Below are 22,769 nucleotides of genomic sequence, written 5' to 3' on the forward strand. Positions count from 1 at the left end.
CCCCCCCCCCCCCCCCCCCCCCCCCCCCCCCCCCCCCCCCCCCCCTCCCCCCCCCCCTCCCCCCCCCCCCCCCCCCCCCCCCCCCCCCCCCCCCCCGCCCCCCGCGACCCTCTCCCGCAAGGGGAGAGAGGTAAGCAGCGCGTCCGGGACACGAGAGTTGTTCCTACAACCCCGCCTTCGCAATCGCATCCGAGAACGAGCGATCCACGATCTCGGCCGCATCGAGCTTTTGCTTGATCAGGCCCCAGCGAAAATAGAGATCGATCGTGCTCTGCTCGTCCGCGACCACGCCGTCATCGATCGGCGCGATCCGGATTTTTGCGCGCGACAGCCAGTTCTGCGGCACGGCGGTCGGGATGTTCATTAGTCTGCCCCAGGTCGCGGCATAGCTGTCGAGATTGTTCAGCGACCACGCCCGCGCCGCGGTGAGGCGCCGGACGAAGTCGGTCAGCTCCACGCGCTTGTCGCGGATCGCATCGGGCCGCGCGACCTGAAAGCTCAACCCCGGCGTCAGGCCCTCTGAGGTAATGACACGGCGCGACTTGAACAGCACCTCCTCCTGGCTGACATAAGGCTCCCAGGTCGACCACGCGTCGACGGAGCCTTGCGTGTAGGCGATCTTGGCATCGGACGGCGCCAGGAACGCAATCTGCACGTCGGCCGCAGCCCAACCGTTCTTCTCGAACGCGGCAAGGATCAGTTGATGGCCGATCGAGCCACGGCCGGTCGCGACCTTCTTGCCCCGCAGATCGGCAAAGCTCTTGATTGGCGAATTCTCGGGCACGAGGATCGCGAGACCCTCGCGGGTCTGCCGGATCGCGGCGATCGCCTTCACCGGCGCGCCGGAGGCGGCGGCGAAGGTGAAGGGTGCGTCGCCGACGAGCCCGGTCTCGATCGCGCCAGCGCTGAGCGCTTCGAGCAGCGGCGCAGCCGCGGGAAACTCCTTCCACTCGATCTTGTACGGCACGTCCTTGAGCACGCCCGCCGCTTCCATCACCGCTTGCGAATTACCCTTCTGGTCGCCGACGCGCAGGGTGGTTTGCGCCGCCGCCAGCTCGAACGAGCCGAACAGCAGCGCGCCGGCCAGCATGAAGCGGATCATTCCGCCGCCTCGCCGCGAACCGCCTGGCGCTTGGCGATCAGTTCGCGCGTCAGCGGGATCAGCTCGCGGCCGTATTCGATGGCGTCAATCAAGGGATCGAAGCCGCGGATCAGGAAATGGCTGACGCCGAGGTCGTAATAGTCGCCGAAGACCTCGGCGACCTGCTCGGGCGTGCCGACCAGTGCGGTGGTGTTGCTGTTGGCCCCGGTGAGCTTTGCGATCTCGGTCCACAGCCGCTTGTCGATCCGGCTGCCCTGGTCGGCGAGCGAGAGCAGGCGCCGCGCGCCGGCGGTGGCATGGCCGTCAGCGGGCTTGCGATAGCCGGTCTTGTCCTGGAGCGCGGTGGCGCGCGCAAGAATCTCTTCCGCCTTTTCCCAGGCCTGCTTCTCGGTCGGGGCGATGATCGGCCGCACCGAGAGGCTGAATCGCGGCGTCGGACGGCCCTGCCTGACGGCCGCATTGTGAACGCGCGAGGTGACGTCGCGCACCTGCGCATAGGATTCACCCCACAGCGCAAAAGTGTCGGCATGCTTGCCCGCGACGTCGATCGCCGCGTCGGAGCCACCACCGACGAAGGTGTAGATGCCGGCCTTCTGCAGCGGCTTCACCTGCGAAAAGCCGTTCTCGACGTTGTAATACTTTCCGCTGTAGTTGAACGGCTTCTCGCTGGTCCATTCCAGCTTCACCACATCGAGAAACTCGCTGGTGCGGGCGTAACGCTCGTCCTTGTCGTCGAGCGTGTTGCCGTCCTGCCTGAGCTCGGCTGCATTGCCGCCGGTGATGACGTGCAGCGAGACGCGGCCTCCATAGAGTTGGTCAAGTGTCGCAAGCTGCCGCGCGAGCAGCGTCGGCGCGGTAAATCCCGGTCGCTGCGCGATCATCACTTTCAACGACTTGGTGATGGTCAGTACATGCTGTGCGACCTGGAGCGCATCCGGCGTGGTCGAATGGAACGCCAGCAGCGCGCGGTCGAAACCCGCGAGCTCATGCGCCTTCGCGACGGTCTCGATATAAACCGGATCGAGCACCGGGCCCTGGCGCACGATGGTCTCGGACGCATTGCTGTTGGCGATAAAGCCGATGAACTCGACGGACATGATGTTCTCCCTGAATGTTTGGCGGCAGGCTAGAGGCCCAATGCGGCACGGCCGAGGCCGGTGCGGGTCGAATCGTCCTGCGGCGTGTGCACGCGACCGCACAGGACATCGCGATAGTGCCGCTCCAGTGGATTGGCGCGCGACAGGCCGTGATTGCCGGTCAGCGACAAGGCATCCTCGACCGCGGCGACGGCGTTGTTGGTGACGGTCAGCTTGATGACGTTGGACTCGGCCCCGGAAAGCGCGACACCGTCATCGAAATCACCGGCAAAGGATGCGATCAGCCGCGCATTGACGATGAGCCGCGCCTCGATCGCGCCAAGGATCTCCTGCGCGCGCGGCAAGGTCGCAAGTGGCGCGCCCAGGCTGGCCGGCATCCGCTGCTTTAGGAACCCGACCAGCCAGTCGCGTGCAGCCCGCGCAACGCCGTCATAGATCGCGGCGACGAAGATCGTGTGGACGGTCGCCTGGGCGATATCAGGTGTGCGCCAGTCCGCCGTCTTGCGCACATCGATCTCGGCATCGAGGGGTATCACGACGTCCTCGAAGATGACGTCGTGGCTGCCGCTGGCGCGCAGGCCATGATGATCCCAGGTCTCGACGATGCGCGTGCCCGGCAGGCCCGCCGGCACCAGGAACTGTCCGACGCGCGGCTCGGCTTCGTCCGTCCGCGCCCAGACCAGATACCATTTCAGAATCGGCGATCCCGTCGAATAGATCTTGTGCCCCGAGAGCCGCCAGCCGGTTTCGGTCCGGCGTGCGATGGTCGCGGGCAAGCCGCCGCGCGCGGGCGAGCCCAGTTCGGACTCGACCCGGAGCGCGTTGACGAGCGCGAGGCCCTCGACGCTCTCGCGCGCAAGCTTGCGCGACAGCCTTGCCGGCCAGGTCGGGCTCCGTGCCATCACCAGATGGTTGATGTAGTGCATCGACAGCACCAGCGCGGTCGACGGATCGGCCTTGCCGATGATGCCGAGGACGCGTGCGGCGTAGCGTGCGCCCGCCCCCGCGCCGCCGTGGGCCGCGGGGACCGTCAGAGACAGCAGGCCTGCCTCGGACAGCTCGCGAAAGTTTTCGAAGGGGAAGCTGCCGATCCGATCGTGTTCGGCCGCCCGGGCGGCGAAAGCCTCGGCCAGCGCCTCGGCACGTGCGATGTAGTCGGGCTCGTGATGGGCCGCGCGCCCCTTGGCGATCGAAGTCACCATGTGGCGTCCAATCCCAGTAGGCCAAGAATCTGGCGGCGCAGATCCGCGAGATACGGATCGCCGCGATGGCGCGGATAGGGCCGGTCGACACGAATGTCGGCCTTCACGCGCGCCGGGCGGTCGCTGAACACGATGACGCGGTTGGCGAGCACCAGCGCCTCCTCGGCGTCATGCGTCACCAGCAGCGTGGTAAAACCCTTGCGCTGCCACAGCGAGACCAGCTCGGCCTGCATGGTGATGCGGGTCAGCGAATCGAGCTTGCCCAGCGGCTCGTCGAGAATGAGGATTTTGGGATCATTGACCAGCGCGCGGGCCAGCGCGACGCGCTGCGCCATGCCGCCCGAGAGCTGGTGCGGATAGGCATTGCGGAAGGACGATAGCCCGACGAGATCGAGCGCGGCATCGACGCGGTGACGCTGGCTCTTCAAGATGCCCTGCGCCTCCAGCCCGAGCGCGACGTTGTCCCAGACCGTGCGCCAGGGAAACAATGTCGGATCCTGGAACACGACAACGCGCGACGGGTGCGGTCGCGTGATGCGCGCCTCGTCCTCGCGCAGCGTTCCGGACCTGGGCTTGTCGAGGCCTGCGACGAGGCGCAGCAGCGTGGACTTGCCGCAGCCGGAGGGGCCGAGCAGCGCAACGAATTCGCCCGGCTGGACGGAGATGCTGACATCGCTGAGCACCGGCAGCTCGGCGCCGTCGATGTCGAAGGCATGGCTGACCTGCTCGATGTCGAGCGCGGCACCGGCGGCCAGGTGAGCGTCGATTTCAGCCAGTGCGGTTGCGGCTACCATTTGACGGTCCCCTTCTGCCAGACCAGCAGGCGATCGCGGATCGCAAACAGCAGCGTGATCGCGCCGGAGCAGAGCAACGACATCACGATCAGCGCCGCATACATGTTGGCGTAGGCGGCCCAGCCCTGCGCCCATTGCAGGTACCAGCCGAGCCCGGCCTTGACGCCGATCATCTCGGCCACGACGAGCACGGCGAAGGACGAGCCGAGCCCCATGAACAGGCCGACGAAAACGTGCGGCAATGCCGCGGGGATCGCAACCTTCAGCACCAGGAAAGACGGCTTTGCCCCGAGCGTCCGCGCGACGTCGTAATAGGTATTACTGACGCTTGCGACACCCGACCAGGTCAGCACAGTGACCGGGAAGCCGGTTGCCAGCGCGATCAGAAAGGTGGACGCGCTCCAGCTCGACGGGAAGGTGAAGAAGGCGATCGGCAGCCAGGCGGTCGCCGGCAGCGGGCCGATGAAGCGCAGCACCGGATGCACCCAGTAGCCGACCGCGCGCGACCAGCCGATCGAGACGCCGGTCAGGAACCCGACCGTCGCGCCGATCAGATAGCCGCCGAGCTGGAGCTTGACCGAGGCGAACACACTGTCGAGCAGTTTTGGCAGATCGTCGGTGTAGACCTCGATGATCGACTGCGGCGGCGGGAAGAACGGCAATGGCAGCCACGCGAATTTCGCCGTCGCGACTTCCCACAGGGTCAGGACAACGCCGAGCACGACGAGCCACGGCGCGCGCTGACGCAAGGCCCGGCCCGTCGAACCGAGGTAATCGGCACCGACGGTCCCGAACAGCGCGATGGCCGCGATGACAAACGCGGCGATGCCGAGCGAATGGGTCCGCGACCAGTCGCCAACGTCCTCCCACCACAGGCAGGACAGGCCGAAGGCAATCCACGCCATACTCGCGAGAATGCCGACACCGGAGTCCCGGATCCAGCTCGCAAGCCACGGCGCCCGCGAGAGACGCGGCGCGCCGGAAGCGAGGCCGTCAGACAGCGAATACGTCGACATAGATGCGCTCCGCGAATCTGGCCGTGTCGGTGCTCTGCTTGAACACCTGCACGCTCTTGAGATCGTCGGCATAGGCCTTGAGTTCGCGCTTCAGGACTTCGCCGACGGGATGATGATGGTGGGTGTGGTAGCGCACCATGCCCTCGATATCCGCGAGTGACGCCGTCTTCGGCGCGTAAGGCTGGAACGATTTGGCTGTCACGGACGGATTTTGCGCGGTGAACATCGCGGCATCGAGCAGCGCCTGCGTCAGGGCGCGCGCGACCAGCGGCTCCTCGCGCACCAGACTGCCGCGCAGGCCGAGGATGCAGCAGCTCTTGTCGCGGTATTCACCATCGAGATTGGAGGCGACCTCCTTGTACTGGCTGTCCTTGAGCCAGAGATAACCCAGCGGATCGGACGACAGGAAGGCCTGCACCTCGCCCTTCTCGACGGCGACGTTGAGAAGGTTGCCGGGATAGGCGCGCCAGTCAACATCCTTGTTCGGATCGATACCGAGCTTGGCGAGCTGAACGGAGAAGAAATTCTTGTCGGGGCCGCCGAGATCGCCGACGGCGACGATCTTGCCCTTGAGATCGGCGAGCTTGCTCACGCTGGAATCGGCGCGCGTCAGGACCCGCATGCAGCCGCCATGGGTGCCCGCGGCAATCTTGACGTCAAAGCCCTGCTCCAGCGGCTTCAGCCACCGCAGCGCCATGCCGAGACCGGCATCGCTCTTGCCGGTCGCGATGGCCTCGAGCAGCTGGTCGGTCGAACCGGAATAGTTGATCAGTTCGATGTCGAGATTATGCTTCTGGAAGAAGCCGTGCTCGATGGCGACCGGCACCGGAGCAAGACAGACCGCGCCCGCGTTCCAGGACAGCTTGAGCTTGCGCGGCGCGCCGGTGAGCGCGGGCGCATCCGACGCCGTCCGGCACAGCGGAAACTCCGAGAGATCGACGCCGGGCGCGATGGCCCGCGGCGCAAAGGCCTGGGCCGCACCGAAGGCACCGAGCGGTGCGGCGAATGCCGCAGCTAACCCCGCCTGGAGCAAATGGCGACGGTCGAGCCGCGATCCGCCGTGCTTATCGTCGTCGTTCATCCGTCTCCACTCCTGCGCTGGCACGGCTCCGCCATCGGCACAACGGCTTGTGTTGCGCCTGTTCCGTGCGGAGCTGCGTCGAGAGAAAATCTTTTCGCCGGCGCCTGCTGCGGCGCCTTGATGCGACGGACAAATCATGCGGCGCGTTCGCCGCATCGTCAATGAAATGGAATTTCGAATGTGGCGCGAAGCGAAGTCATTCTCTCCATCGGTGCGTGCAAGGACGATGAAAGGATTTCCGCCGATGCATCGGTTTACCGAGGCCGGCGCGACTCCCTCTGCTGCTTCATTTGTGTGCAGCATCAGCGGCGCATACCGCACGTTCTCGAAATCAGCGCTTAGCTGAAACGTACTTGCCGATCACGCGCGCAATACGGTTAGCCATTTCATTGACCGCGCATCACGCGACCATAGACTTGATCGTCTCGCTGCATCGTTCGCCCACGCGTCGTGGGCAAAGCAACAAGACAGGCCACATGAGCATCAACTCCCTCGATCATTCCATCACGCGCCGACTCGCGGCATCGCTGCTTGCCGCCGCCATCACCCTGTCGACGGCCGCGGCCTCGTTCGCAGCCGATGCAGTCGTGCTGCGGGTCGGCGACCAGAAGGGCGGCAATCGTTCGCTGCTCGAGATCTCGGGCTACGCCAAGGATCTGCCCTACAAGATCGAGTGGTCGGAATTCCCCGCGGCAGCTCCAATCCTCGAAGCGCTCAACGCCGGCGCCCTCGATGTCGGCTACACCGGCGACCTCTCGTTCCTTTCCGTCTATGCGGCCGGCGCGCCGATCAAGGCGATTGGCGGCACCAGGTCGGATGCGAAGACACAAGCCATTCTCGTGCGCCAGGATGCGCCGATCAAATCCGCCGCCGACCTCAAGGGAAAACGCCTCGCCGGCACGCGCGGCGGCTGGGGCCAATTCCTGATCGACGCCACGCTGGAGAAGGCGCAGATCAGGCTGGAGGACGCGACGTTCGCGCCGCTCGGCCCGGTCGACGCCAAGATCGCGCTGGTCGCGGGCTCGATCGACGCCTGGGCGGTGTGGGAGCCCTACGTCTCGTTCGCGACGCTCAAGGACAAGGCCCGCGTCATCGCCGATGGTGAGGGCCTGACGCCGACCATCACCTTTATCGTCGCCTCCGACAACGCCATCGCCAGCAAGCGCGCGGCGGTGCAGGACCTCGTGCAGCGGCTGAACAAGGCGCGGCTGTGGTCGCTGGATCATCTCGGCGAATATGCCAAGAGCACGGCCGAGTTGACCAAGTTACCGGAGGACGTGCTGCTCTCGGCCTACACCGCGCAGCGCACCAGCCCGATTCCGATCGACGAGAACGTCGTGAAGGAGGTGCAGGAAGCCTCCGACCGCTCGACGCGCTACGGCATCCTGCCGAAGAAGCTCGACGTCAGCAAAGCCGTCGACCGCAGCTTCACCGCTGCTGCCGCGGGATCGAACTAGACCGGAGGCGGCGGGATGCGCAGGCTTAGCTTCAAGGCCGGCCCGCTGCATCTCGCCGCGATCGTACTCGCGCATTTCGCGTGCATGAGCCTGATCGTGTGGCTGTCGCTTTAGACGCCAGCCAGAGCCGCAGTTCGTCGGCCCCGCCTTAAGGAAAAGATCAGGACAACATAAGGAGCCCATAAGGACCTACGAGCCGCCGCTGGCCTAGCATCGACCGTGTGATCGCGTCGGTAACAGGATGCCTCATCCCGCGGCTTGTCCAGGCAATCACAACTCGCTCTTGGATTGCCGATCCCGACTGGACGGGCTTACAGTGATCCGCCCTGCGGCCGTCGACGCTTGCAATGGGAAGGCGACCTTCGGGCTGGAGATCAGCGCCATGTCAGCCAGTCAGTATCTTCGTTACGATCCGTCCGTCGAACAAATCCAGCCGGAGGAAGCTGCGGCCGTCGAGGCGATCGTTGCCTCGATCTCGCGGACGAGCGCCCGCACTTTTCACAACGAGAAGCATGGGACCCGGCAGCAGCACGCCAAGGGCGCCGGCTATCTCCGGGGCGAGCTGATCGTCTACGAGGATTTGCCTGATCATCTGCGCCAGGGCCTGTTCAAGCAGGCTGGCCACTTCCCGATCATCGTCCGCCTATCCACTGCATTCAACAGGAGCGATCGCGTACGTTCGCCACGGGGGTTTGCCATCAAGGTCCTGGGCGTGACTGGGGCTAAGGCGCTCGGCGACGACGATACGACGAACCAGGATCTCCTGCTCGTCAATCACCCCAGCTATTTCGCGGATGCGATGGCCTATATGCGCGCACAGCACCAGGTCGAGCGCACCCTGTTCCTGCCTGATCTGGCGTACGTACCCATAGGCTTTCTCGCGCGCGTGCTGGTCGCCGCATCGGACAGAACAGGCATTCCGATCCCGATCGTCTTGAAAGCGCTCGGTGATGCCGGCAGCAACATTCTCGGAGAAACCTTTCACACGGAGGGAGCATTGCGGTTTGGCGATTATATCGCAAGGCTTCGCCTGGTGCCGATCTCGGCCTCGGTTCGCCAACTCACCGGCCAGCCCTGCCACGATGCCGATGATGCCGTGCTGAACAGCGTCGCTGCCTTCTTCAAGGACAATGCGGCCGAGTACGAATTATTTGCCCAGCTCTGCACCGACCTGCAGCGAACGCCGATCGAAGATGCCTCGATCGACTGGCCCGAGGACGTTGCGCCGCCGCAAGCACTCGGCAAGATCACGCTTCCGCGCCAGACCGCCGACAGCCCCGCGCGTCGCGTCTATTCCGACGAGGTGCTTTCGTTCGACCCATGGCGATGTCTCGCCGCGCATCAGCCGCTCGGCTCGATCATGCGGTTGCGCAGAGATGCCTACAGGGCCTCCCGCACGCTGCGGCAGCAGCAAAACCAATTCAGGGTCAAGCAACGGCCCGGAGAACCGCGAGAGATCGCGGACCTGCCGGATTGAGCCGATCACCGTCCCGCAATGTCGGGCCCGGTGTGCCGGCCTGCGTCGAAAAAGGATGCCGACCGCAGCGGATCGCCGGGATCAAGCGTCTCTGCCAGCGATGCGATCACCTGGCAGGAGCGGCCCCGCCACTTGGCAGCCCTTTGCGCTTGTCCAAGGCTCCCATAGAGCACCGCTGTCGTGCGATAAACCCGCCACGTGGCATGCGGCAACCTGGCATGGCGGACGATCGAAATGGCCGTCGACAAATGCTGGCCGGCGAGTTGCGCATCCTGCTTCAGGATCGCAATTCTCGCCATGGCCTCGTAGCACAGCGCGAGAAACGGCCGGTCGGGCGCCGCGCTCGTCACCTCATGAAACTGGCGGGCCGAACTCTGGGCGCGGTCCAGATCGCCGATCGCGATCCAATAGTCGCAGCAAGTCAGCAGATAATGGGGGATGACCAGCGACTCCATCGGCACCCGATCGACCTCCATTCGCCGCTCCATCGCATCGAGATGCTGCCGCGCCCGAGCCAGGTCGCCCATCCTGACATAAGCTCGCGCCAGCAAATTCCTGCCGACGAAGAAGGTGAACGGATTGGCCTCGATCATCGGGCCGAGCGCATCCTCCGCACGCCGTGACGCGCTGCCATATTCCTCCGCCTCCGAATACAGCCATCCGATCGCGAGATGACACAGCGCGACGGCCTGCGGATTTGCATTCCGCTCCGAGATGGCCAACGCGGAGACGAGGTTTCGTTGCGCCCGGCCCCATTCGCCGAGATAAATCTGGGCAAACGCCTCGACCGATTCGTAGAGTACGAACAGATAGACGTCACCGACCAGGCGGGCGAGCTCCTTTCCCCGGCTCGTCGCATCGCAGCAGGCCGGATAATTCGCGCGCAGGAACTCCAGCACCATCTCCATCGAGCAGCGTCGCAGCCGCATGCTCAGATCCTGCTCTCCGGTGATCAGTGCTGACGCACGCTCGGCAAGGTCCGCATTTTCGCGATCCCAGCCGCGGAGCATCAGCTTCAAATTGGCTACGTTCCCCTGGACCAGCGCGCTGAACGCGGCGTCGTCGATCGCCCTGCTCTTGACAAGAGCCTGTTCGGCAACAGGCAGGCTCTGGCGTCGATCGACGTAAAGACAGAATCTGCTGAGATCGACCAGTGCGTTCACCTCTTCGCGCACGTGCCCGTTCTCCGCCGCGTGCGCGACGACTGCGCTGAGATCCTGCAGGGAATTCAGGAAATCCCCACTGGCCCGCCAGGCCCAGGCGCGCTGAAGCAGCAACTTCAGACGTGTCGTCACCCGAAACTCCGGCGGCAGATGCGGCACCAGTTCCAAAGCGCGGGACAGGTAGTTGGCGGCTTCGCGTGTGCTGAACCTTCGTGCCGAGCCCTCAGCGGCCGCGCTCAGATAATGCATCGCTTTCGGGAAATTGCGGCCCAGTTCGAAGTGGCGCGCAATAATGGCGGCGATCTCCCCAGCCTGCGGCCCATAGCCCTGCTCGAGCCCCGCCCCAAGGAGCGCATGGGTTTTCATGCGGCGCGCCGGCGCGAGCCGCTGGTAGAGGATCTCCTGGTAAAGCGCGTGCTGGAACGCATAACGACCGGAGACACCTCCGTTCGGCCACTCAGTCATGCCGGCAACGACGATAATGCGATCGGTCCGCGCCAGGTCTTCGCACATCTGCTCAACATCCAGCACGGGACGGTCCAGCGCACCGGCGATATGGAGCGCGGAAAACTCCGCTCCCGCCGCACTGGCCACCTCGAGCAGGCAGCGCTCGTCCACGGTGAGATGATCGATCTGCTGCTTGATCATTCCTTCGAGATCGCGCGGCATGCTGTCATGCGAGGCCGCGTCTTCGCTGACCAGCCGCCAGCCCAATTCGTGCTCGACCAGCGCGCCCTGCGCCACGAGATGGTCGAGCAGAGACGACACGAACAGAGGATGCCCGCCGGTTCGCACGAAGATGCGCTCGACCAGCTCTCTGGCAAATTCGGCCGAGTTGAAGCGCAGCGAAAGATAGCGTTCGACGTCGGTGCCGGTTAGCCGATCGAGCGCGAGCTCGGTGGCGTGTCCGTGAATCCGCAAGTCCTGGTGAACCGCACGGATAGGATGTCCGCCGACAGCGACTTCCATCGGCCGATAGGTGGCCAGCACGAGGATAGAAGCCCTCCGATCCCGGCGCGCAAGCCGGGAGAGCACATCCACGGTGGCGAAGTCGCTCCAATGCAGATCTTCCAGGATGATCACCCATGGTCGGCTGACGGCGAGATGCTCCATGAGATCGGCAAATTCCCGCAGCATGCGCTCCCGGGTTGCGCCGAAGACCTCATGCTGGAATGCGGCCCGGTCTGCTTCGCCGAGGAACCCGGGCATTTGCGCGAGCCAGGTCGGCGCGTGCTCGCGTATCGCAGTCAGCAGCGATGCTCCATCGGTTCGACGGCAGCACTCGTTCAGCGCTCCGATCAGCGGAAGAAAGGCCTCATGGGTGCCGAACAACTCGTTGCAGCTACAGTGCAGCACGCTCAGTCCCTGGTGGTTCATCCTGTCGAGCGTCATTTGCAAGAGGGTGGTCTTGCCTATCCCGGCCTCGCCGGTGATGAAGACGACCTGACGCTGTCCGGTACGAGCAAGTTGCAACGCCTCGTCCAGCGTATCGAGTGGCCTAGAGCGCCCGACCCTCCAGTGCCGGCGTCGATCGACCACCTGCTCCGTGGCGGACGCCGCCTCCTCTTCGGCCGCCCGCTCGATCGCAGGCAATTCGGCGGTCGCGACCGGCGCAATGAAGCGATAGCCGCGCCGCGTGACCGTCTCGATGTAGTTGGGAGATTGTCTGTCGTCGCCGAGCACCGAGCGTAGCGCGTTCACGGCAACGGCGAGGCTCGACTCGCTGACGTGCAGATCGGACCAGACCGCGTCGAGCAACTCTTCCTTGGTGACGAGTTCACCGGGCCGACCGACAAGATGGCAAAGAACCTCGAATGGCTTCGGCGCCAACGCGATCCGCTCCCCGCCTCGCCATAATAGCGCGTTGGCACGGTCGAGGCGGAATTCACCAAAGGCAAGCGCGTCTGTACGCACGGCTCCGACCCCCGGATGCTCCCCCATCTTAAGGGAAAGCTCAGCCAAATGTAAGGACACGATAAAGACCTGCGCCCTGCGCCGGCACTAGCATTGGCCTGTCCATTTAGAAACGCCGAAGGCGTCGGACGGCCTTTTCATCACGCTGTCATTTCAGTCGACAGGCAGTCGATGCCTGAATTTTGGCAAGGAGTTAGCCATGAGCATTATAAAACATTTGGCGATCCCGCCTCTCGCTTTTGCCATTCGTCATTACGACGTGAGGGTCATATTAGGCGTCACCGTCCTCAGCCGCATCTTCCTCCTCGCCATCTACCTCGCGTGCCGCGGCCCGGGCCTGTCCGAGTTCGATCTTACCAACACCATCGCGCTGCCATGAGCTCGGGACCGCTCGAATGGTGCATCGAGATCGCGATCATCGCCGCGATCTGCATCGGGATTGTCGCGGGCGGGCATGGCCGGCTCGTCGTGCCGCATCACCGGGTTCAACGCGCGCAAGCCGATCGGGCCGCTTGTGTACAGCGGCCCTCAAACCCTTTCAGCATCGTCGACCTGCGGCGAGCGGGTCCGCCCGTTTGATCAATCACCAATACGCGCGGTGATAGGCCCGGTACGGCCGGTAGTAGCCGTAACGGGGACCGTAATATGGACGATAGGCGCGATAGCCGTAATAGCGCGGACGCGCGTAATAGCCGCCATAACCGTAGCCCGGTCCATAGGCGTAACTCGGTCCATAGCCGCCATAATAGGCAGGCGCATAGCCGTAAGCCGGCCCCGGATATCCGTAGCCGCCGTAATATGGACCACCGCCATAGTAGCCGTAGCCATAGGCGCTGCTGGCGATGGCGCTGCCGATGATCGCGCCGGCTGCGAGGCCGCCAATACCCCATCCGAAACCTCGGCCGCGCCAATACACCTGCGTGACATCATCGCCGACCGCGGCCTTCATGGTCGCGACATTTGTCGGCATCGGGCCCGCGGCGGCCCGCTCGACTTGGCCGGCCATCACCGCGCCGGCCAGCGAACAGGCGATTGCCGTTTTCCAGATCGTCATCGTCTTACTCCCTGTCTGACATTTTGCTTGGACATGGACGCAGCCCATGATCGGGCATCCTGGCGCAAGGTCAAAGCCAGAAATTCGGCCTCGATTTTGCGTGCACCGCACAAGACGCATGCCTCCATTGTGATCAACCGGTACCCGACGGGCTCGACCACTTCGCCGCGTGTGACACCAGCAAGACGGTGCCTGGGGCCCGATCACCGCGGCAAAGCATTAAGCTTCCGGCGCATTCGCAACCAACAACCACCTTCCCGATTTACTATTCGTGCCGTTACTATCGGTTCCAATGTGCGCGGCCGGGAGGCTTCTCGCGAGCGCCAGAGTTGTGGGAGAATGACATGAGTGCCGCGAGACCCGAGCCGCTTGCCCGTCAGGCGCTGGCGTTCGTCCTGGCCGGCGGACGCGGCAGCCGGCTGCTGGAGCTGACCGACCGGCGCGCCAAGCCCGCGGTCTATTTCGGCGGAAAATCCCGCATCATCGATTTCGCGCTGTCGAACGCGGTGAACTCGGGCATCCGTCGCATCGCAGTCGCCACCCAGTACAAGGCCCACAGCCTGATCCGGCACCTTCAGATGGGCTGGAACTTCTTCCGTCCCGAGCGCAACGAGAGCTTCGACATCCTCCCGGCAAGCCAGCGCGTCTCCGAAAACATGTGGTATGTCGGCACGGCCGATGCGGTCTACCAGAACATCGACATCATCGAATCCCACGCCTGCCGTTTCATCGTGGTTCTCGCCGGCGATCACATCTATAAAATGGATTACGAGGTGATGCTGCGCCAGCATGTCGACAGCGGCGCCGACGTCACCGTCGGCTGCCTGGAGATGCCGCGCCAGGAATCTTCCGGCTTCGGCATCATGCATATCGACGAGAATGGATGGATCAAAGAGTTCCTGGAAAAGCCGAAAGATCCGCCGCCGATGCCGGGCAAGCCGGACGTCTCGCTCGCCAGCATGGGCATCTACGTGTTCGACGCGAAATTCCTGTTCGAGGAGCTCAAGCGCGACGCCGAGGACCCGAACTCCAACCACGATTTCGGCAAGGACATCATCCCCTATCTCGTCAAGAACGGCCGCGCCATGGCGCACCAATACTCGACCTCCTGCGTCCGCTCCGGTAGCGACCCCCGCGCCTATTGGCGCGACGTCGGCACGGTCGACGCCTATTGGGCCGCCAATATCGACCTCACCGACGTGGTGCCCGAGCTCGATTTGTTCGACAGCGCCTGGCCGATCTGGTCCTATTCGGAAATCACACCTCCGGCAAAATTCGTCCACGACGAGGAGAGCCGGCGCGGCCAGGCCGTGAGCTCGCTGGTCTCGGGCGGCTGCATTATTTCCGGCGCCTCGCTGCGACGCTCGCTGCTGTTCACCGGCGTGCGCGTCAACTCCTACGCCAATGTCGAGAACGCCGTGATCATGCCCTACGTCAATGTCGGCCGCGGCGCGCGCCTGAAGAACGTCGTGATCGATCGCGGCGTCGAGATCCCGGAAGGGCTCGTCGTCGGCGAGGATCCCGAGTTGGACGCAAGATGCTTCCGCACCACCGAGCAGGGCATTTCGCTCATCACCCAGCCGATGCTCGACAGGCTCAATACATGACGCCTGTTCGCGTCCTCGCGGTCGCCTCTGAAGTCTATCCCATCGTCAAGACCGGCGGCCTCGCCGATGTCGCGGGCGCGCTGCCGATCGCGCTGAAGGCGCATGGCGTCGAGATGCGCACCTTGATGCCGGGCTATCCCGACGTGATGCGGGTGCTGGGGGGAGCCGACGAAATCCGGCGCTGGCCGGATTATTTCGGCGGACCCGGCCGTCTGCTCGCCGGCTCGCATGACGGCCTCGATCTGTTCGTGCTCGACGTGCCGCATCTCTACGCAAGGCCTGGCAACCCCTACGTGACGCCCGAAGGCTTGGACTGGCCGGACAATGGCGTGCGGTTCGCCGCGCTGTCGCGCATCGCGGCCGATCTCGGCCACGGCCTCGTTCCCGCCTTCGTGCCCGACGTGGTGCATGCCCATGACTGGCAGGCCGGGCTCGCGCCGGCCTATCTGCACTACGACAACCGGCCGCGGCCCGCCACCGTGATGACCATCCACAACATGGCCTATCAGGGCAAGTTCGCGCCCGAGCTGATCGGTTCGATTGGCCTGCCGTGGCGCGCCTACGGCGTCAATGACCTCGAATATTTCGGCGGCATCAGTTTTTTGAAGGCCGGCCTGCAATTCGCCGATCGCATCACCACGGTGTCGCCGACCTATGCGCAGGAGATCCAGAGCGACGAGGGCGGCATGGGGTTCGGCGGTCTGCTTCGCGCCCGCGCCAACGTGCTGAGCGGCATCCTCAACGGCATCGATGTATCCGTTTGGAATCCGCAAGAAGATCCGCACATCGCCTACCGCTTCGGCGCGGAGGACCTCACACATCGGGCCGCGAACAAGGCGGTGCTCCAGCAACAGTTCAATCTGGATTCCTCGGACGAAGCGCCGTTGCTCGGCGTCATCAGTCGCCTGTCCTGGCAGAAGGGGCTCGATCTCCTGCTCGAGGCCATTCCGACCATTTTGCGCGAAGGCATGCAGCTCGCGCTGCTCGGCAGCGGCGACCGCGATCTGCAGGATCGCTATCTGGCCGTTGCGCGCGCGAACCCTGGCCGGATCGGGGTCGTGATCGGTTATGACGAGATCATGGCGCATCTGATCCAGGCCGGCTCGGACGCGCTCATCGTGCCGTCGCGGTTCGAGCCGTGCGGCCTGACCCAGCTCTGCGCGCTACGCTACGGCGCCGTCCCCATCGTCTCGCGCGTCGGTGGCCTCGAGGATACCATCGTCGATATCGGCGAGGCCGACAAATCGGGCCATGATGCCACCGGATTCAAGTTCGGCCCCGTGACCGCGGATGCCCTCGCCGGCACGCTGCGCAAGGCCAATATCGCCTTTCACGACAAGCTGACCTGGCGCCGGCTGCAACTGAGCGGCCTTGCGACCGACGTGTCCTGGCGCAACCGCGCCGGTGACTATGCCGCACTCTATCGCGATCTCGTGACGGCGCGTGCCTGAGGCGCGACCATCGTCGAATCAATGCTATAGAGCCGCCATGGACCCGTTCTTGATCAAGCTGATCGGCTTTGCCGCCGCGACCTGCACCACCGTGGCCTACGCGCCGCAAGCCATCAAAGTGTGGAAGACCCGCTCCACCGGCGATATTTCGCTCGGCATGTTCCTGGTCATGGTGCTGGGGCTGGCGCTCTGGCTCGTCTACGGCCTGCTGTCGGGCGATGCACCTCTCGTCGCCGCAAACGCCATCACCATGGTGCTCGCCGGCGGCATCCTGTTCATGAAGCTGAGATACGGGTGATGATCACCCTCTCCCCTTGTGGGAGAGGGTGGCTCGCCGCAAAGCGGCGAGACGGGTGAGGGGTTGTCTCCGCGAATTCATACGACAGTTGGACTCGCAGAAAGAACCCCTCATCCGGCGCTTCGCGCCACCTTCTCCCACAAGGGGAGAAGGAAGATCACCCACCGAACACATACGACGCCATCGCGACATTCGCGACCTCGTCGACGAAGACGCGCTTGCCCGCGTCGCTGCCGGCGGCGCCGGCGGTCACCATCAGCGGCAGCAGATGATCCTCACGCGGATACGCGAGACGCGCACTCGGTGCGTTCTCCCAGTCAACCAGCATCGCGTTGCGGCGCGCCGCGTCCGGATTGCTGATCGCCTCGTTCAGATAGGCCTCGAAATCATACGAGACCGGCTTCGACTCCGCGCGGCCGAACCCACGCATGTTGTGATAGGTGAGCCCGCTGCCGACGATCAGAATGCCTTCGTCCCGCAGCGAGGCAATCGCCTGCCCGACCTTGATGTGCTCGGCCGGATCGTAACTCGATCTCAGCGACAACAGCACGATCGGCATGTCGGCGTTCGGATACATCAGCCCGAGCGGCACGAAGGTGCCGTGATCGAAACCCTGGTTGGGATCCTCCCGGCAATCGACGCCCGCGCGAATGAGCAGCGCCTTCACCTCCGCGGCGAGCTCGGGCCGGCCCGGCGCCGGATATTTGAGGTGATAGGTGTGCTCGGGAAAACCGTGATAGTCGTACACCATCGGCGGATGCGCCGAGGTGGACACGGTGAAGGCGTCAGCCTCCCAATGTCCTGTGATGACGAGCACAGCCTTGGGCTTCTCCGGCAAGAGCTGCGGCAGCCGGCCGAACGCCTCGGCGGTCTTCGCATATTGCACCCGCCTGTCCTCCATGAACGGCCAGGGACCGCCGCCATGGGACAGGAAGAAGGTCGGAAATCGCACCATGGGTGAAGGCTCGTTTCGTTGGCAATAAGCGCGTGCGAGATGCCCGCGCGATCGGTCGCGAGCATAGGCAAACCCGTATGGTTAGCAAGACGTTAACGATTTTCCGCCCAGAATCCCGGGCGTGGCCGAAGGAGTCGGCCAGCAGCCAGGGACGTGAAATGAAGAAGTTTGCGTTGGGGGACGTCGTCAACAGTGACAAGGGCCGTCGCGGCGTCGTTCGAGCAGCCTACAGGTCGAAGGAAGGCCAGCAGTTCTACGCCGTCGAGAAAGACGGCGCGATGGATTATCTGGAGGAAGACCGGCTGAGCCCGGCGCCGCGCGTCGAACTCGCGGCTTAAGTCCAACTCATCCTGCCCTAACGCCCGAACCGGTCGAGGCGCTCCGACCAGGGGTCGTCTCCGCTGGCGATGCGATCGTTCGTGATCAGCAGCAGGCGATCGCTGTCTGCGGCCGCATCCCAATGCGGCAGGTCCGCACCGTTGGGATCGCCGCTCTTGGCGAAATTGATCCAGTAGGCGCGCATGCGATTTGCGACCTCGCGATCGCCTCGTGACAAGATGCCTGCACCGGGCACACCTTCGACGCCGAAGATGAACTGCAATTCTAGCCCATGACCGCCTTCGGGATTTGCGCGCCGTGCCTCCGGCACATAGGCGAAGCGATAGCGAAAGGTCGGCGCACCGCTGGCGGCATGCAGCCGCGCCAGCAATCTCACCGGCTCGGCGAAGACCCTGTCGGTGTAGAATCTTGCCGCGCGGGCGGAAGGTCTGGCGAGGTCGGGATAGAGCCTGCGCAGTTCATCGCTGGTGGTACCTGACGACGCCAGCTCCTCCCGGAGATCCAGCTCGTCGAAACCCGTCTCGTCGTCGTTCGAGCCGATGATCAGAGGAATGCGGCTCTCATGTCCGGCCGCGAAGCCTGCGGCGACGTCCTCGCTCACCAGACTTCCGTCGATCGTCGGCGCGAAGCTGCGCGGCGATTTTTCCAGGAGATGTTTTTCGACGGCAAGCAGAGCTCGCGGCTCGGCTGTGCGTAAATCGGCCTGTCGCCCCAACGCCGCCACGAATTGCCGGCCCACAATCTCGGCCTCTTGTGCCGAACGCAGGCGCGCACGGCCGGGAATCGATTGCAGAATGGCTTTCTGAAAGAGCGCGCGCGCTTGCGCCGACAGCATCAGCAGCGCGATCGAGGTCGCGCCTGCGCCACTGCCGAACAGAGTGACATTGTTCGGATCACCGCCGAAGGCCGCGATGTTGTCGTGGACCCAATGCAGCGCCGCGATCTGGTCCATCAGGCCGTAATTGCCGGAGCCGTCTTCCGACAGCGCGGGATCGGTGAGCCAGCCGAACGCGCCGAGGCGAAAATTCACGGTCACCACGATGACGCCAGCTTGGGCGAGCCTCGCACCGTCGAACAGCGGATCGTTCGCGGTGCCGCTGACGAAAGCGCCGCCGTGGATGAACAGCATCACCGGCAGCGGGCCATCGACCCCGAACGGACGGAACACGTTCAGCGTAAGGCAATCCTCGCTCGATCCCGGCAGCGACGGCTGAAGACACGGCGCGCCATAGGCATAGGCGGTGCGCATCTCCGAACTCTCGGGCGCAGCCTGCGGCGGACGCCAGCGCAGCGGCCCGATCGGCGCGGCCGCATAGGCCAGCCCCTTGAACGAGGCCACTTCGCCTTCGACGGCGCCAAGCATCTGCCCTTCACGTGTCAGCGCAAATGGAAACTGGCCAACCGGCTGGGCCGCGGCCGAGCCGGCGCAACAGAGGACGAGAGACGTCGCAAACAGCGCGAACACGGACCGCATCTTCGGAGCATCTCGATGCGCGAAAAGGTTTAGGCAGGTTATGTCCGTGGCCCGCTGCGAGGCAAGCGTCGCGGCCGCGCCTAGCTCCCCTTGGCGACAAGCTCCGCCAGTGCGTGCCGTGCGATGATGCCGAGTTCACCGAGCGTGGTGTGACCGGACCGCGCCGCCTCGATCAGCCGCTGGGCGATGAACCTGCGGCTGTCGTGATCGCCGCCGTGCGGCAGTTGGCGGCACGTCTCCTCCAGGACGACGTCCATGTTCGCTTTGGTCCGCTCACTCAACTCTGTCATGACGCCCGTCGGCACGCGTGGCAAAACAAGAGCATACACAGATGGATCGACCCTGATTAGCCCGGGAAATCACGGCTCTTGTGCATCGCGATGCGTGTGCTGCCGCAACATTCACGCGGCCATGATGACGCCGCAAATGGCTACCGAAGATTGCACATGGCGTGATGACAAGCCGAACCTGCAGCGATAGCCTGCCGGCAAAACAAAACACACGGGAGGAAATGCCATGCCTGATGCAATGGTTGCTGCGCGTGCCTCTGACACGGGGCGCGGAACCAGCCAGCAGGTCGACGTTGCCGTGGTTGGTGCCGGATTTGCCGGCCTCTACCTTCTCCACCGGCTGCGCAAGGCCGGCCTCACGGCAGTCGGCCTCGAAGAAGCCGGCGACGTCGGCGGCACCTGGTACTGGAACCGATATCCCGGCGCGCGCTGCGATATCCAGACTATCGACTACAGCTACACCTTCGATCCGGATCTCGAAACCGCCTGGGCCTGGTCGGAGAAATACGCGACCCAGCCCGAGATCCTGCGCTATCTCGGCTTCGTCGCCGACGGTTACGATCTCAGGCGTGACATCCGCTTCAAGACCAAGGTCACGGAAGCGAAATGGGACGAGGCGACCGAACGCTGGCAGCTCACCACCGACAATGGCGCGCCGGTCTCCTGCCGCCATTACATCATGGCCACCGGCTGTCTCTCGGCGCCGAAGCCGCCGGAGATCGACGGCGTGAAGGATTTTGGCGGCGAGGTCTATTTCACCGGACGCTGGCCGCATGACGGCGTCGATCTCGCCGGCAAGCGCGTCGCGGTGATCGGCACGGGATCGTCGGCCATTCAGTCGATCCCGCTGATCGCCGAGCAGGCCGCACACCTGACCGTGTTCCAGCGCACGCCGAATTTCGCATTGCCGGCGCATAACGGCCCTGCGCCTTCCGATCGCATGAGCCTGCTGCAAGGCGACCGCGCGGCCTATCGCGAGCAGGCGCGCCAGTCGATGGCCGGCGTCCCCTATCCGCAGCAAACGGTCGTAAGCTGGCAATTAAGCGATGCCGAGCGCCGTGAGCGGTTCGAACGCGCCTGGGCGGCCGGCGACCTCGTCCACATCCTGACCCAGCTCTGGGCCGACCAGGCGGTCGACATCGACGGCAACAAGATCATCCAGGACCTGATCCGCGAGAAGATCCGCGCCGCCGTCAAAGACCCCGAGACCGCCGCGGCGCTGATGCCGGACGATCATCCGTTCGGCGCCAAACGCCCCTGCCTCGATACGAACTATTACGCGACCTACAACCGGCCGAACGTCACGCTGGTCAATCTGCGCCAGGAGCCGATCAAGACGATCACCACAAGTGGGATCACCACGGCCAAGCGCAGCGTCGACGTCGACGTGATCGTGTTCGCGACCGGCTTCGACGCCATGACCGGCGCGATCCGCGCCGTGCATCCGATCACCGGACGTGGCGGCAGATCGCTCACCGACGTCTGGGCGCAGGGGCCGCAGACCTATCTCGGGCTCACGGTCGAGGGCTTCCCGAACTTCTTCATGATCACCGGGCCCGGCAGCCCGTCGGTGCTGTCGAACATGGCGGTGTCGATCGAGCAGCATGTCGACTGGGTCGTCGACCGGCTCAAGGCATTGCGCGACGCCGGCTTCACCACGATCGAGCCGACCGAGACGGCGCAGGCCGGCTGGAACAGGCACATGGCCGACTGCTCGATGGTGACGCTGCACCGGCTCGCCAACACCTGGTACACGGGCGCCAACGTGCCCGGCAAGGTGCAGGGCCTGATGCCCTACACCGGCGGCGTCGGTCCCTATCGCAGCATCTGTGACGAGGTGGTCAGCCGCGGCATGCTCGGCTTCAAGCTGACCGGCCCCGATGTCGCCGCGCAATGCAATGACGGCGAGGTGGTGCGCCTGCAGCCGGATGTGCGGCTGGTGCTGAACCTGTTGGCGTCGCTGAATCTCCCACAGATCGAGTCGATGGGCGCGCTCGGCGCTCGCGCCTTCGTCGACGAGTTCAACAAGGGCCGCCCGGCGGGACGGCCGATCGGCGACATCATCGACGGCACTCTGCCCGGCGCCGACGGTCCCCTGCCTTACCGGGTGTACCGGCCGACAACGCCGGGACCGCATCCGGTCGTGGTCTATTTCCACGGTGGCGGCTGGGTGCTCGGCGACGAGCAATCGGACGAACCGTTCTGCCGCGACATGGTACGGCGGACCGGCATGATGCTCGTCAGCGTCGGCTATCGTCATGCGCCCGAGCATCGTTTCCCGGCCGCGGCCGAAGACGGCTATGCGGCGACGCGCTGGATTGCCGAGCACACCGCCGAGCTCGGCGGCAGGCCGGGCCCGGTGCTGGTCGCGGGCTGGAGTGCCGGCGGCAACATCGCCGCCGTCACCTGTCAGCTTGCACGCGATCGCGGCGGGCCGGATATTGCGGGTCAGCTCCTGATCTGCCCGGTCACCGACTGCACCTTCGACCGCCCCTCCTACAACGACAATGCGACCGGCTATTTCCTGACCCGCTCGCTGATGTACTGGTTCTGGGACCTCTATTGCTCGCCGACCGACCGCACCGATCCGCGCGTCTCGCCGCTCCGCGGCAAGGTCGCAGGCCTGCCGCCGGCCTTCGTCGTCACCTGCGAATTCGACCCCCTGCGCGACGAAGGCATCGCCTATGCCGAGGCGATGGCGGCCGCCGGCGTCCCGGTCGAGCAGCTGAGGGCGCGCGGCCATTTCCATTCGTCCTTCACGATGGTGGACGTGATCATCACCGGCGCGCCGGGCCGGGTGCAGATGGCCGAGGCCTTGCGGCGCTTCGCCGGGTTGCCACCGGAGGTCAGCCGCGGCGACGATCACAGCCAGGTTCGTACCAGCCCGGGGCACAGGATCGCGGCGGCCGCGAGCTGAAAGCGAATATTGGCGGGAACTATTTCCCGATCATCGCGTTTGGTGCTGTGGCATTGAGATGCAGTAATGGGTGTAGGCCCC

Annotated in this window: 20 protein-coding genes; 9 read left to right on the forward strand and 11 right to left on the reverse strand. The window is 64.8% G+C overall.

The window, feature by feature from the left end:
• Positions 1 to 163: 163 nt before the first annotated feature.
• The 6 genes from AC0L3P_RS12705 to AC0L3P_RS12730 are packed head-to-tail and all read right to left on the reverse strand — an operon-like array spanning position 164 to position 6,292.
• Positions 164 to 1,102: an ABC transporter substrate-binding protein gene (locus AC0L3P_RS12705; protein WP_354208907.1), complete on the reverse strand. Its 939-nt coding sequence runs from the start codon at positions 1,100 to 1,102 to the stop codon at positions 164 to 166.
• Positions 1,099 to 2,199 (reverse strand): LLM class flavin-dependent oxidoreductase, encoded by a 1,101-nt coding sequence (locus tag AC0L3P_RS12710; RefSeq protein ID WP_473302109.1) that lies wholly within the window; start codon positions 2,197 to 2,199, stop codon positions 1,099 to 1,101. Before AC0L3P_RS12710 ends, AC0L3P_RS12705 begins: the two co-directional genes overlap by 4 nt.
• A 29-nt stretch (positions 2,200 to 2,228) precedes the next feature.
• Positions 2,229 to 3,401, reverse strand: a complete 1,173-nt coding sequence (locus AC0L3P_RS12715) for an acyl-CoA dehydrogenase family protein (RefSeq protein WP_473302111.1) — start codon at positions 3,399 to 3,401, stop codon at positions 2,229 to 2,231.
• A complete protein-coding gene (locus tag AC0L3P_RS12720) occupies positions 3,395 to 4,195 on the reverse strand; it encodes an ABC transporter ATP-binding protein (protein ID WP_473302113.1) in 801 nt (266 codons plus the stop codon). The genes AC0L3P_RS12715 and AC0L3P_RS12720 overlap by 7 nt, the downstream gene beginning before the upstream one ends.
• Complete coding sequence (locus AC0L3P_RS12725; protein WP_473302115.1) at positions 4,189 to 5,211, reverse strand: ABC transporter permease; 1,023 nt, start codon at positions 5,209 to 5,211, stop codon at positions 4,189 to 4,191. The genes AC0L3P_RS12720 and AC0L3P_RS12725 overlap by 7 nt, the downstream gene beginning before the upstream one ends.
• On the reverse strand, positions 5,189 to 6,292 hold the full coding sequence (locus AC0L3P_RS12730; protein WP_473302118.1) for an ABC transporter substrate-binding protein: 1,104 nt from the start codon (positions 6,290 to 6,292) through the stop codon (positions 5,189 to 5,191). Before AC0L3P_RS12730 ends, AC0L3P_RS12725 begins: the two co-directional genes overlap by 23 nt.
• A gap of 136 nt (positions 6,293 to 6,428) precedes the next feature.
• Between AC0L3P_RS12730 and AC0L3P_RS12735 the strand changes: the two genes are divergently transcribed.
• The 3 genes from AC0L3P_RS12735 to AC0L3P_RS12745 all read left to right on the forward strand — a co-directional run bounded on the left by AC0L3P_RS12735 (position 6,429) and on the right by AC0L3P_RS12745 (position 9,226).
• Complete coding sequence (locus AC0L3P_RS12735) at positions 6,429 to 6,638, forward strand: hypothetical protein (RefSeq protein WP_473302119.1); 210 nt, start codon at positions 6,429 to 6,431, stop codon at positions 6,636 to 6,638.
• Positions 6,639 to 6,768: 130 nt separating this feature from the next.
• Positions 6,769 to 7,749, forward strand: coding sequence for an ABC transporter substrate-binding protein (locus tag AC0L3P_RS12740; RefSeq protein WP_473302120.1), 981 nt, complete (start codon positions 6,769 to 6,771; stop codon positions 7,747 to 7,749).
• Between the two features lie 382 nt (positions 7,750 to 8,131).
• Positions 8,132 to 9,226 (forward strand): catalase family protein, encoded by a 1,095-nt coding sequence (locus tag AC0L3P_RS12745; protein WP_354060741.1) that lies wholly within the window; start codon positions 8,132 to 8,134, stop codon positions 9,224 to 9,226.
• Between the two features lie 5 nt (positions 9,227 to 9,231).
• Here the strand turns inward: AC0L3P_RS12745 and AC0L3P_RS12750 are convergent, their stop codons facing one another.
• The gene (locus AC0L3P_RS12750) at positions 9,232 to 12,330 is read right to left on the reverse strand and encodes an ATP-binding protein (protein ID WP_473302121.1); all 3,099 of its coding nucleotides are present in this window, start codon (positions 12,328 to 12,330) and stop codon (positions 9,232 to 9,234) included.
• A 172-nt stretch (positions 12,331 to 12,502) separates the two neighbouring features.
• On the opposite strand from AC0L3P_RS12750, the gene AC0L3P_RS12755 reads away from it, so the two are divergent.
• A complete protein-coding gene (locus AC0L3P_RS12755) occupies positions 12,503 to 12,682 on the forward strand; it encodes a hypothetical protein (RefSeq protein ID WP_275173551.1) in 180 nt (59 codons plus the stop codon).
• Positions 12,683 to 12,886: 204 nt separating this feature from the next.
• Here the strand turns inward: AC0L3P_RS12755 and AC0L3P_RS12760 are convergent, their stop codons facing one another.
• Entirely contained in the window at positions 12,887 to 13,357 is a 471-nt protein-coding gene (locus AC0L3P_RS12760) for a hypothetical protein (RefSeq protein ID WP_275173550.1), read from the reverse strand.
• A gap of 344 nt (positions 13,358 to 13,701) precedes the next feature.
• On the opposite strand from AC0L3P_RS12760, the gene glgC reads away from it, so the two are divergent.
• The 3 genes from glgC to AC0L3P_RS12775 are packed head-to-tail and all read left to right on the forward strand — an operon-like array spanning position 13,702 to position 16,713.
• Positions 13,702 to 14,964, forward strand: coding sequence for a glucose-1-phosphate adenylyltransferase (glgC, locus tag AC0L3P_RS12765; RefSeq protein ID WP_473302122.1), 1,263 nt, complete (start codon positions 13,702 to 13,704; stop codon positions 14,962 to 14,964).
• On the forward strand, positions 14,961 to 16,415 hold the full coding sequence (gene glgA / locus AC0L3P_RS12770) for a glycogen synthase GlgA (RefSeq protein ID WP_473302123.1): 1,455 nt from the start codon (positions 14,961 to 14,963) through the stop codon (positions 16,413 to 16,415). The genes glgC and glgA overlap by 4 nt, the downstream gene beginning before the upstream one ends.
• A 37-nt stretch (positions 16,416 to 16,452) precedes the next feature.
• Positions 16,453 to 16,713, forward strand: coding sequence for a SemiSWEET transporter (locus AC0L3P_RS12775; RefSeq protein WP_473302124.1), 261 nt, complete (start codon positions 16,453 to 16,455; stop codon positions 16,711 to 16,713).
• 157 nt (positions 16,714 to 16,870) lie between these two features.
• Here the strand turns inward: AC0L3P_RS12775 and AC0L3P_RS12780 are convergent, their stop codons facing one another.
• Positions 16,871 to 17,668, reverse strand: a complete 798-nt coding sequence (locus AC0L3P_RS12780; protein WP_473302125.1) for a DODA-type extradiol aromatic ring-opening family dioxygenase — start codon at positions 17,666 to 17,668, stop codon at positions 16,871 to 16,873.
• A 158-nt stretch (positions 17,669 to 17,826) separates the two neighbouring features.
• Here AC0L3P_RS12780 and AC0L3P_RS12785 point away from each other — a divergent pair, with 158 nt between their 5' ends.
• Positions 17,827 to 18,006 (forward strand): hypothetical protein, encoded by a 180-nt coding sequence (locus AC0L3P_RS12785; protein WP_027519499.1) that lies wholly within the window; start codon positions 17,827 to 17,829, stop codon positions 18,004 to 18,006.
• 17 nt (positions 18,007 to 18,023) lie between these two features.
• Here the strand turns inward: AC0L3P_RS12785 and AC0L3P_RS12790 are convergent, their stop codons facing one another.
• The gene (locus AC0L3P_RS12790; protein WP_473302126.1) at positions 18,024 to 19,481 is read right to left on the reverse strand and encodes a carboxylesterase/lipase family protein; all 1,458 of its coding nucleotides are present in this window, start codon (positions 19,479 to 19,481) and stop codon (positions 18,024 to 18,026) included.
• Positions 19,482 to 19,561: 80 nt separating this feature from the next.
• A complete protein-coding gene (locus AC0L3P_RS12795; protein WP_275173525.1) occupies positions 19,562 to 19,771 on the reverse strand; it encodes a hypothetical protein in 210 nt (69 codons plus the stop codon).
• 226 nt (positions 19,772 to 19,997) lie between these two features.
• Here AC0L3P_RS12795 and AC0L3P_RS12800 point away from each other — a divergent pair, with 226 nt between their 5' ends.
• The gene (locus tag AC0L3P_RS12800) at positions 19,998 to 22,688 is read left to right on the forward strand and encodes a flavin-containing monooxygenase (RefSeq protein ID WP_473302127.1); all 2,691 of its coding nucleotides are present in this window, start codon (positions 19,998 to 20,000) and stop codon (positions 22,686 to 22,688) included.
• Positions 22,689 to 22,769: the final 81 nt, after the last annotated feature.

It is taken from the genome of Bradyrhizobium sp. WSM4874 (assembly GCF_055811835.1).

What these genes read in the sequence shown, in the direction of transcription:
- AC0L3P_RS12705 (WP_354208907.1), bottom strand. Translation starts at nt 1,102, where the DNA reads ATGATCCGCTTCATGCTGGCCGGCGCGCTGCTGTTCGGCTCGTTCGAG.
- AC0L3P_RS12710 (WP_473302109.1), bottom strand. Translation starts at nt 2,199, where the DNA reads ATGTCCGTCGAGTTCATCGGCTTTATCGCCAACAGCAATGCGTCCGAG.
- AC0L3P_RS12715 (WP_473302111.1), bottom strand. Translation starts at nt 3,401, where the DNA reads ATGGTGACTTCGATCGCCAAGGGGCGCGCGGCCCATCACGAGCCCGAC.
- AC0L3P_RS12720 (WP_473302113.1), bottom strand. Translation starts at nt 4,195, where the DNA reads ATGGTAGCCGCAACCGCACTGGCTGAAATCGACGCTCACCTGGCCGCC.
- AC0L3P_RS12725 (WP_473302115.1), bottom strand. Translation starts at nt 5,211, where the DNA reads ATGTCGACGTATTCGCTGTCTGACGGCCTCGCTTCCGGCGCGCCGCGT.
- AC0L3P_RS12730 (WP_473302118.1), bottom strand. Translation starts at nt 6,292, where the DNA reads ATGAACGACGACGATAAGCACGGCGGATCGCGGCTCGACCGTCGCCAT.
- AC0L3P_RS12735 (WP_473302119.1), top strand. Translation starts at nt 6,429, where the DNA reads ATGCGGCGCGTTCGCCGCATCGTCAATGAAATGGAATTTCGAATGTGG.
- AC0L3P_RS12740 (WP_473302120.1), top strand. Translation starts at nt 6,769, where the DNA reads ATGAGCATCAACTCCCTCGATCATTCCATCACGCGCCGACTCGCGGCA.
- AC0L3P_RS12745 (WP_354060741.1), top strand. Translation starts at nt 8,132, where the DNA reads ATGTCAGCCAGTCAGTATCTTCGTTACGATCCGTCCGTCGAACAAATC.
- AC0L3P_RS12750 (WP_473302121.1), bottom strand. Translation starts at nt 12,330, where the DNA reads ATGGGGGAGCATCCGGGGGTCGGAGCCGTGCGTACAGACGCGCTTGCC.
- AC0L3P_RS12755 (WP_275173551.1), top strand. Translation starts at nt 12,503, where the DNA reads ATGAGCATTATAAAACATTTGGCGATCCCGCCTCTCGCTTTTGCCATT.
- AC0L3P_RS12760 (WP_275173550.1), bottom strand. Translation starts at nt 13,357, where the DNA reads ATGACGATCTGGAAAACGGCAATCGCCTGTTCGCTGGCCGGCGCGGTG.
- glgC (WP_473302122.1), top strand. Translation starts at nt 13,702, where the DNA reads ATGAGTGCCGCGAGACCCGAGCCGCTTGCCCGTCAGGCGCTGGCGTTC.
- glgA (WP_473302123.1), top strand. Translation starts at nt 14,961, where the DNA reads ATGACGCCTGTTCGCGTCCTCGCGGTCGCCTCTGAAGTCTATCCCATC.
- AC0L3P_RS12775 (WP_473302124.1), top strand. Translation starts at nt 16,453, where the DNA reads ATGGACCCGTTCTTGATCAAGCTGATCGGCTTTGCCGCCGCGACCTGC.
- AC0L3P_RS12780 (WP_473302125.1), bottom strand. Translation starts at nt 17,668, where the DNA reads ATGGTGCGATTTCCGACCTTCTTCCTGTCCCATGGCGGCGGTCCCTGG.
- AC0L3P_RS12785 (WP_027519499.1), top strand. Translation starts at nt 17,827, where the DNA reads ATGAAGAAGTTTGCGTTGGGGGACGTCGTCAACAGTGACAAGGGCCGT.
- AC0L3P_RS12790 (WP_473302126.1), bottom strand. Translation starts at nt 19,481, where the DNA reads ATGCGGTCCGTGTTCGCGCTGTTTGCGACGTCTCTCGTCCTCTGTTGC.
- AC0L3P_RS12795 (WP_275173525.1), bottom strand. Translation starts at nt 19,771, where the DNA reads ATGACAGAGTTGAGTGAGCGGACCAAAGCGAACATGGACGTCGTCCTG.
- AC0L3P_RS12800 (WP_473302127.1), top strand. Translation starts at nt 19,998, where the DNA reads ATGCCTGATGCAATGGTTGCTGCGCGTGCCTCTGACACGGGGCGCGGA.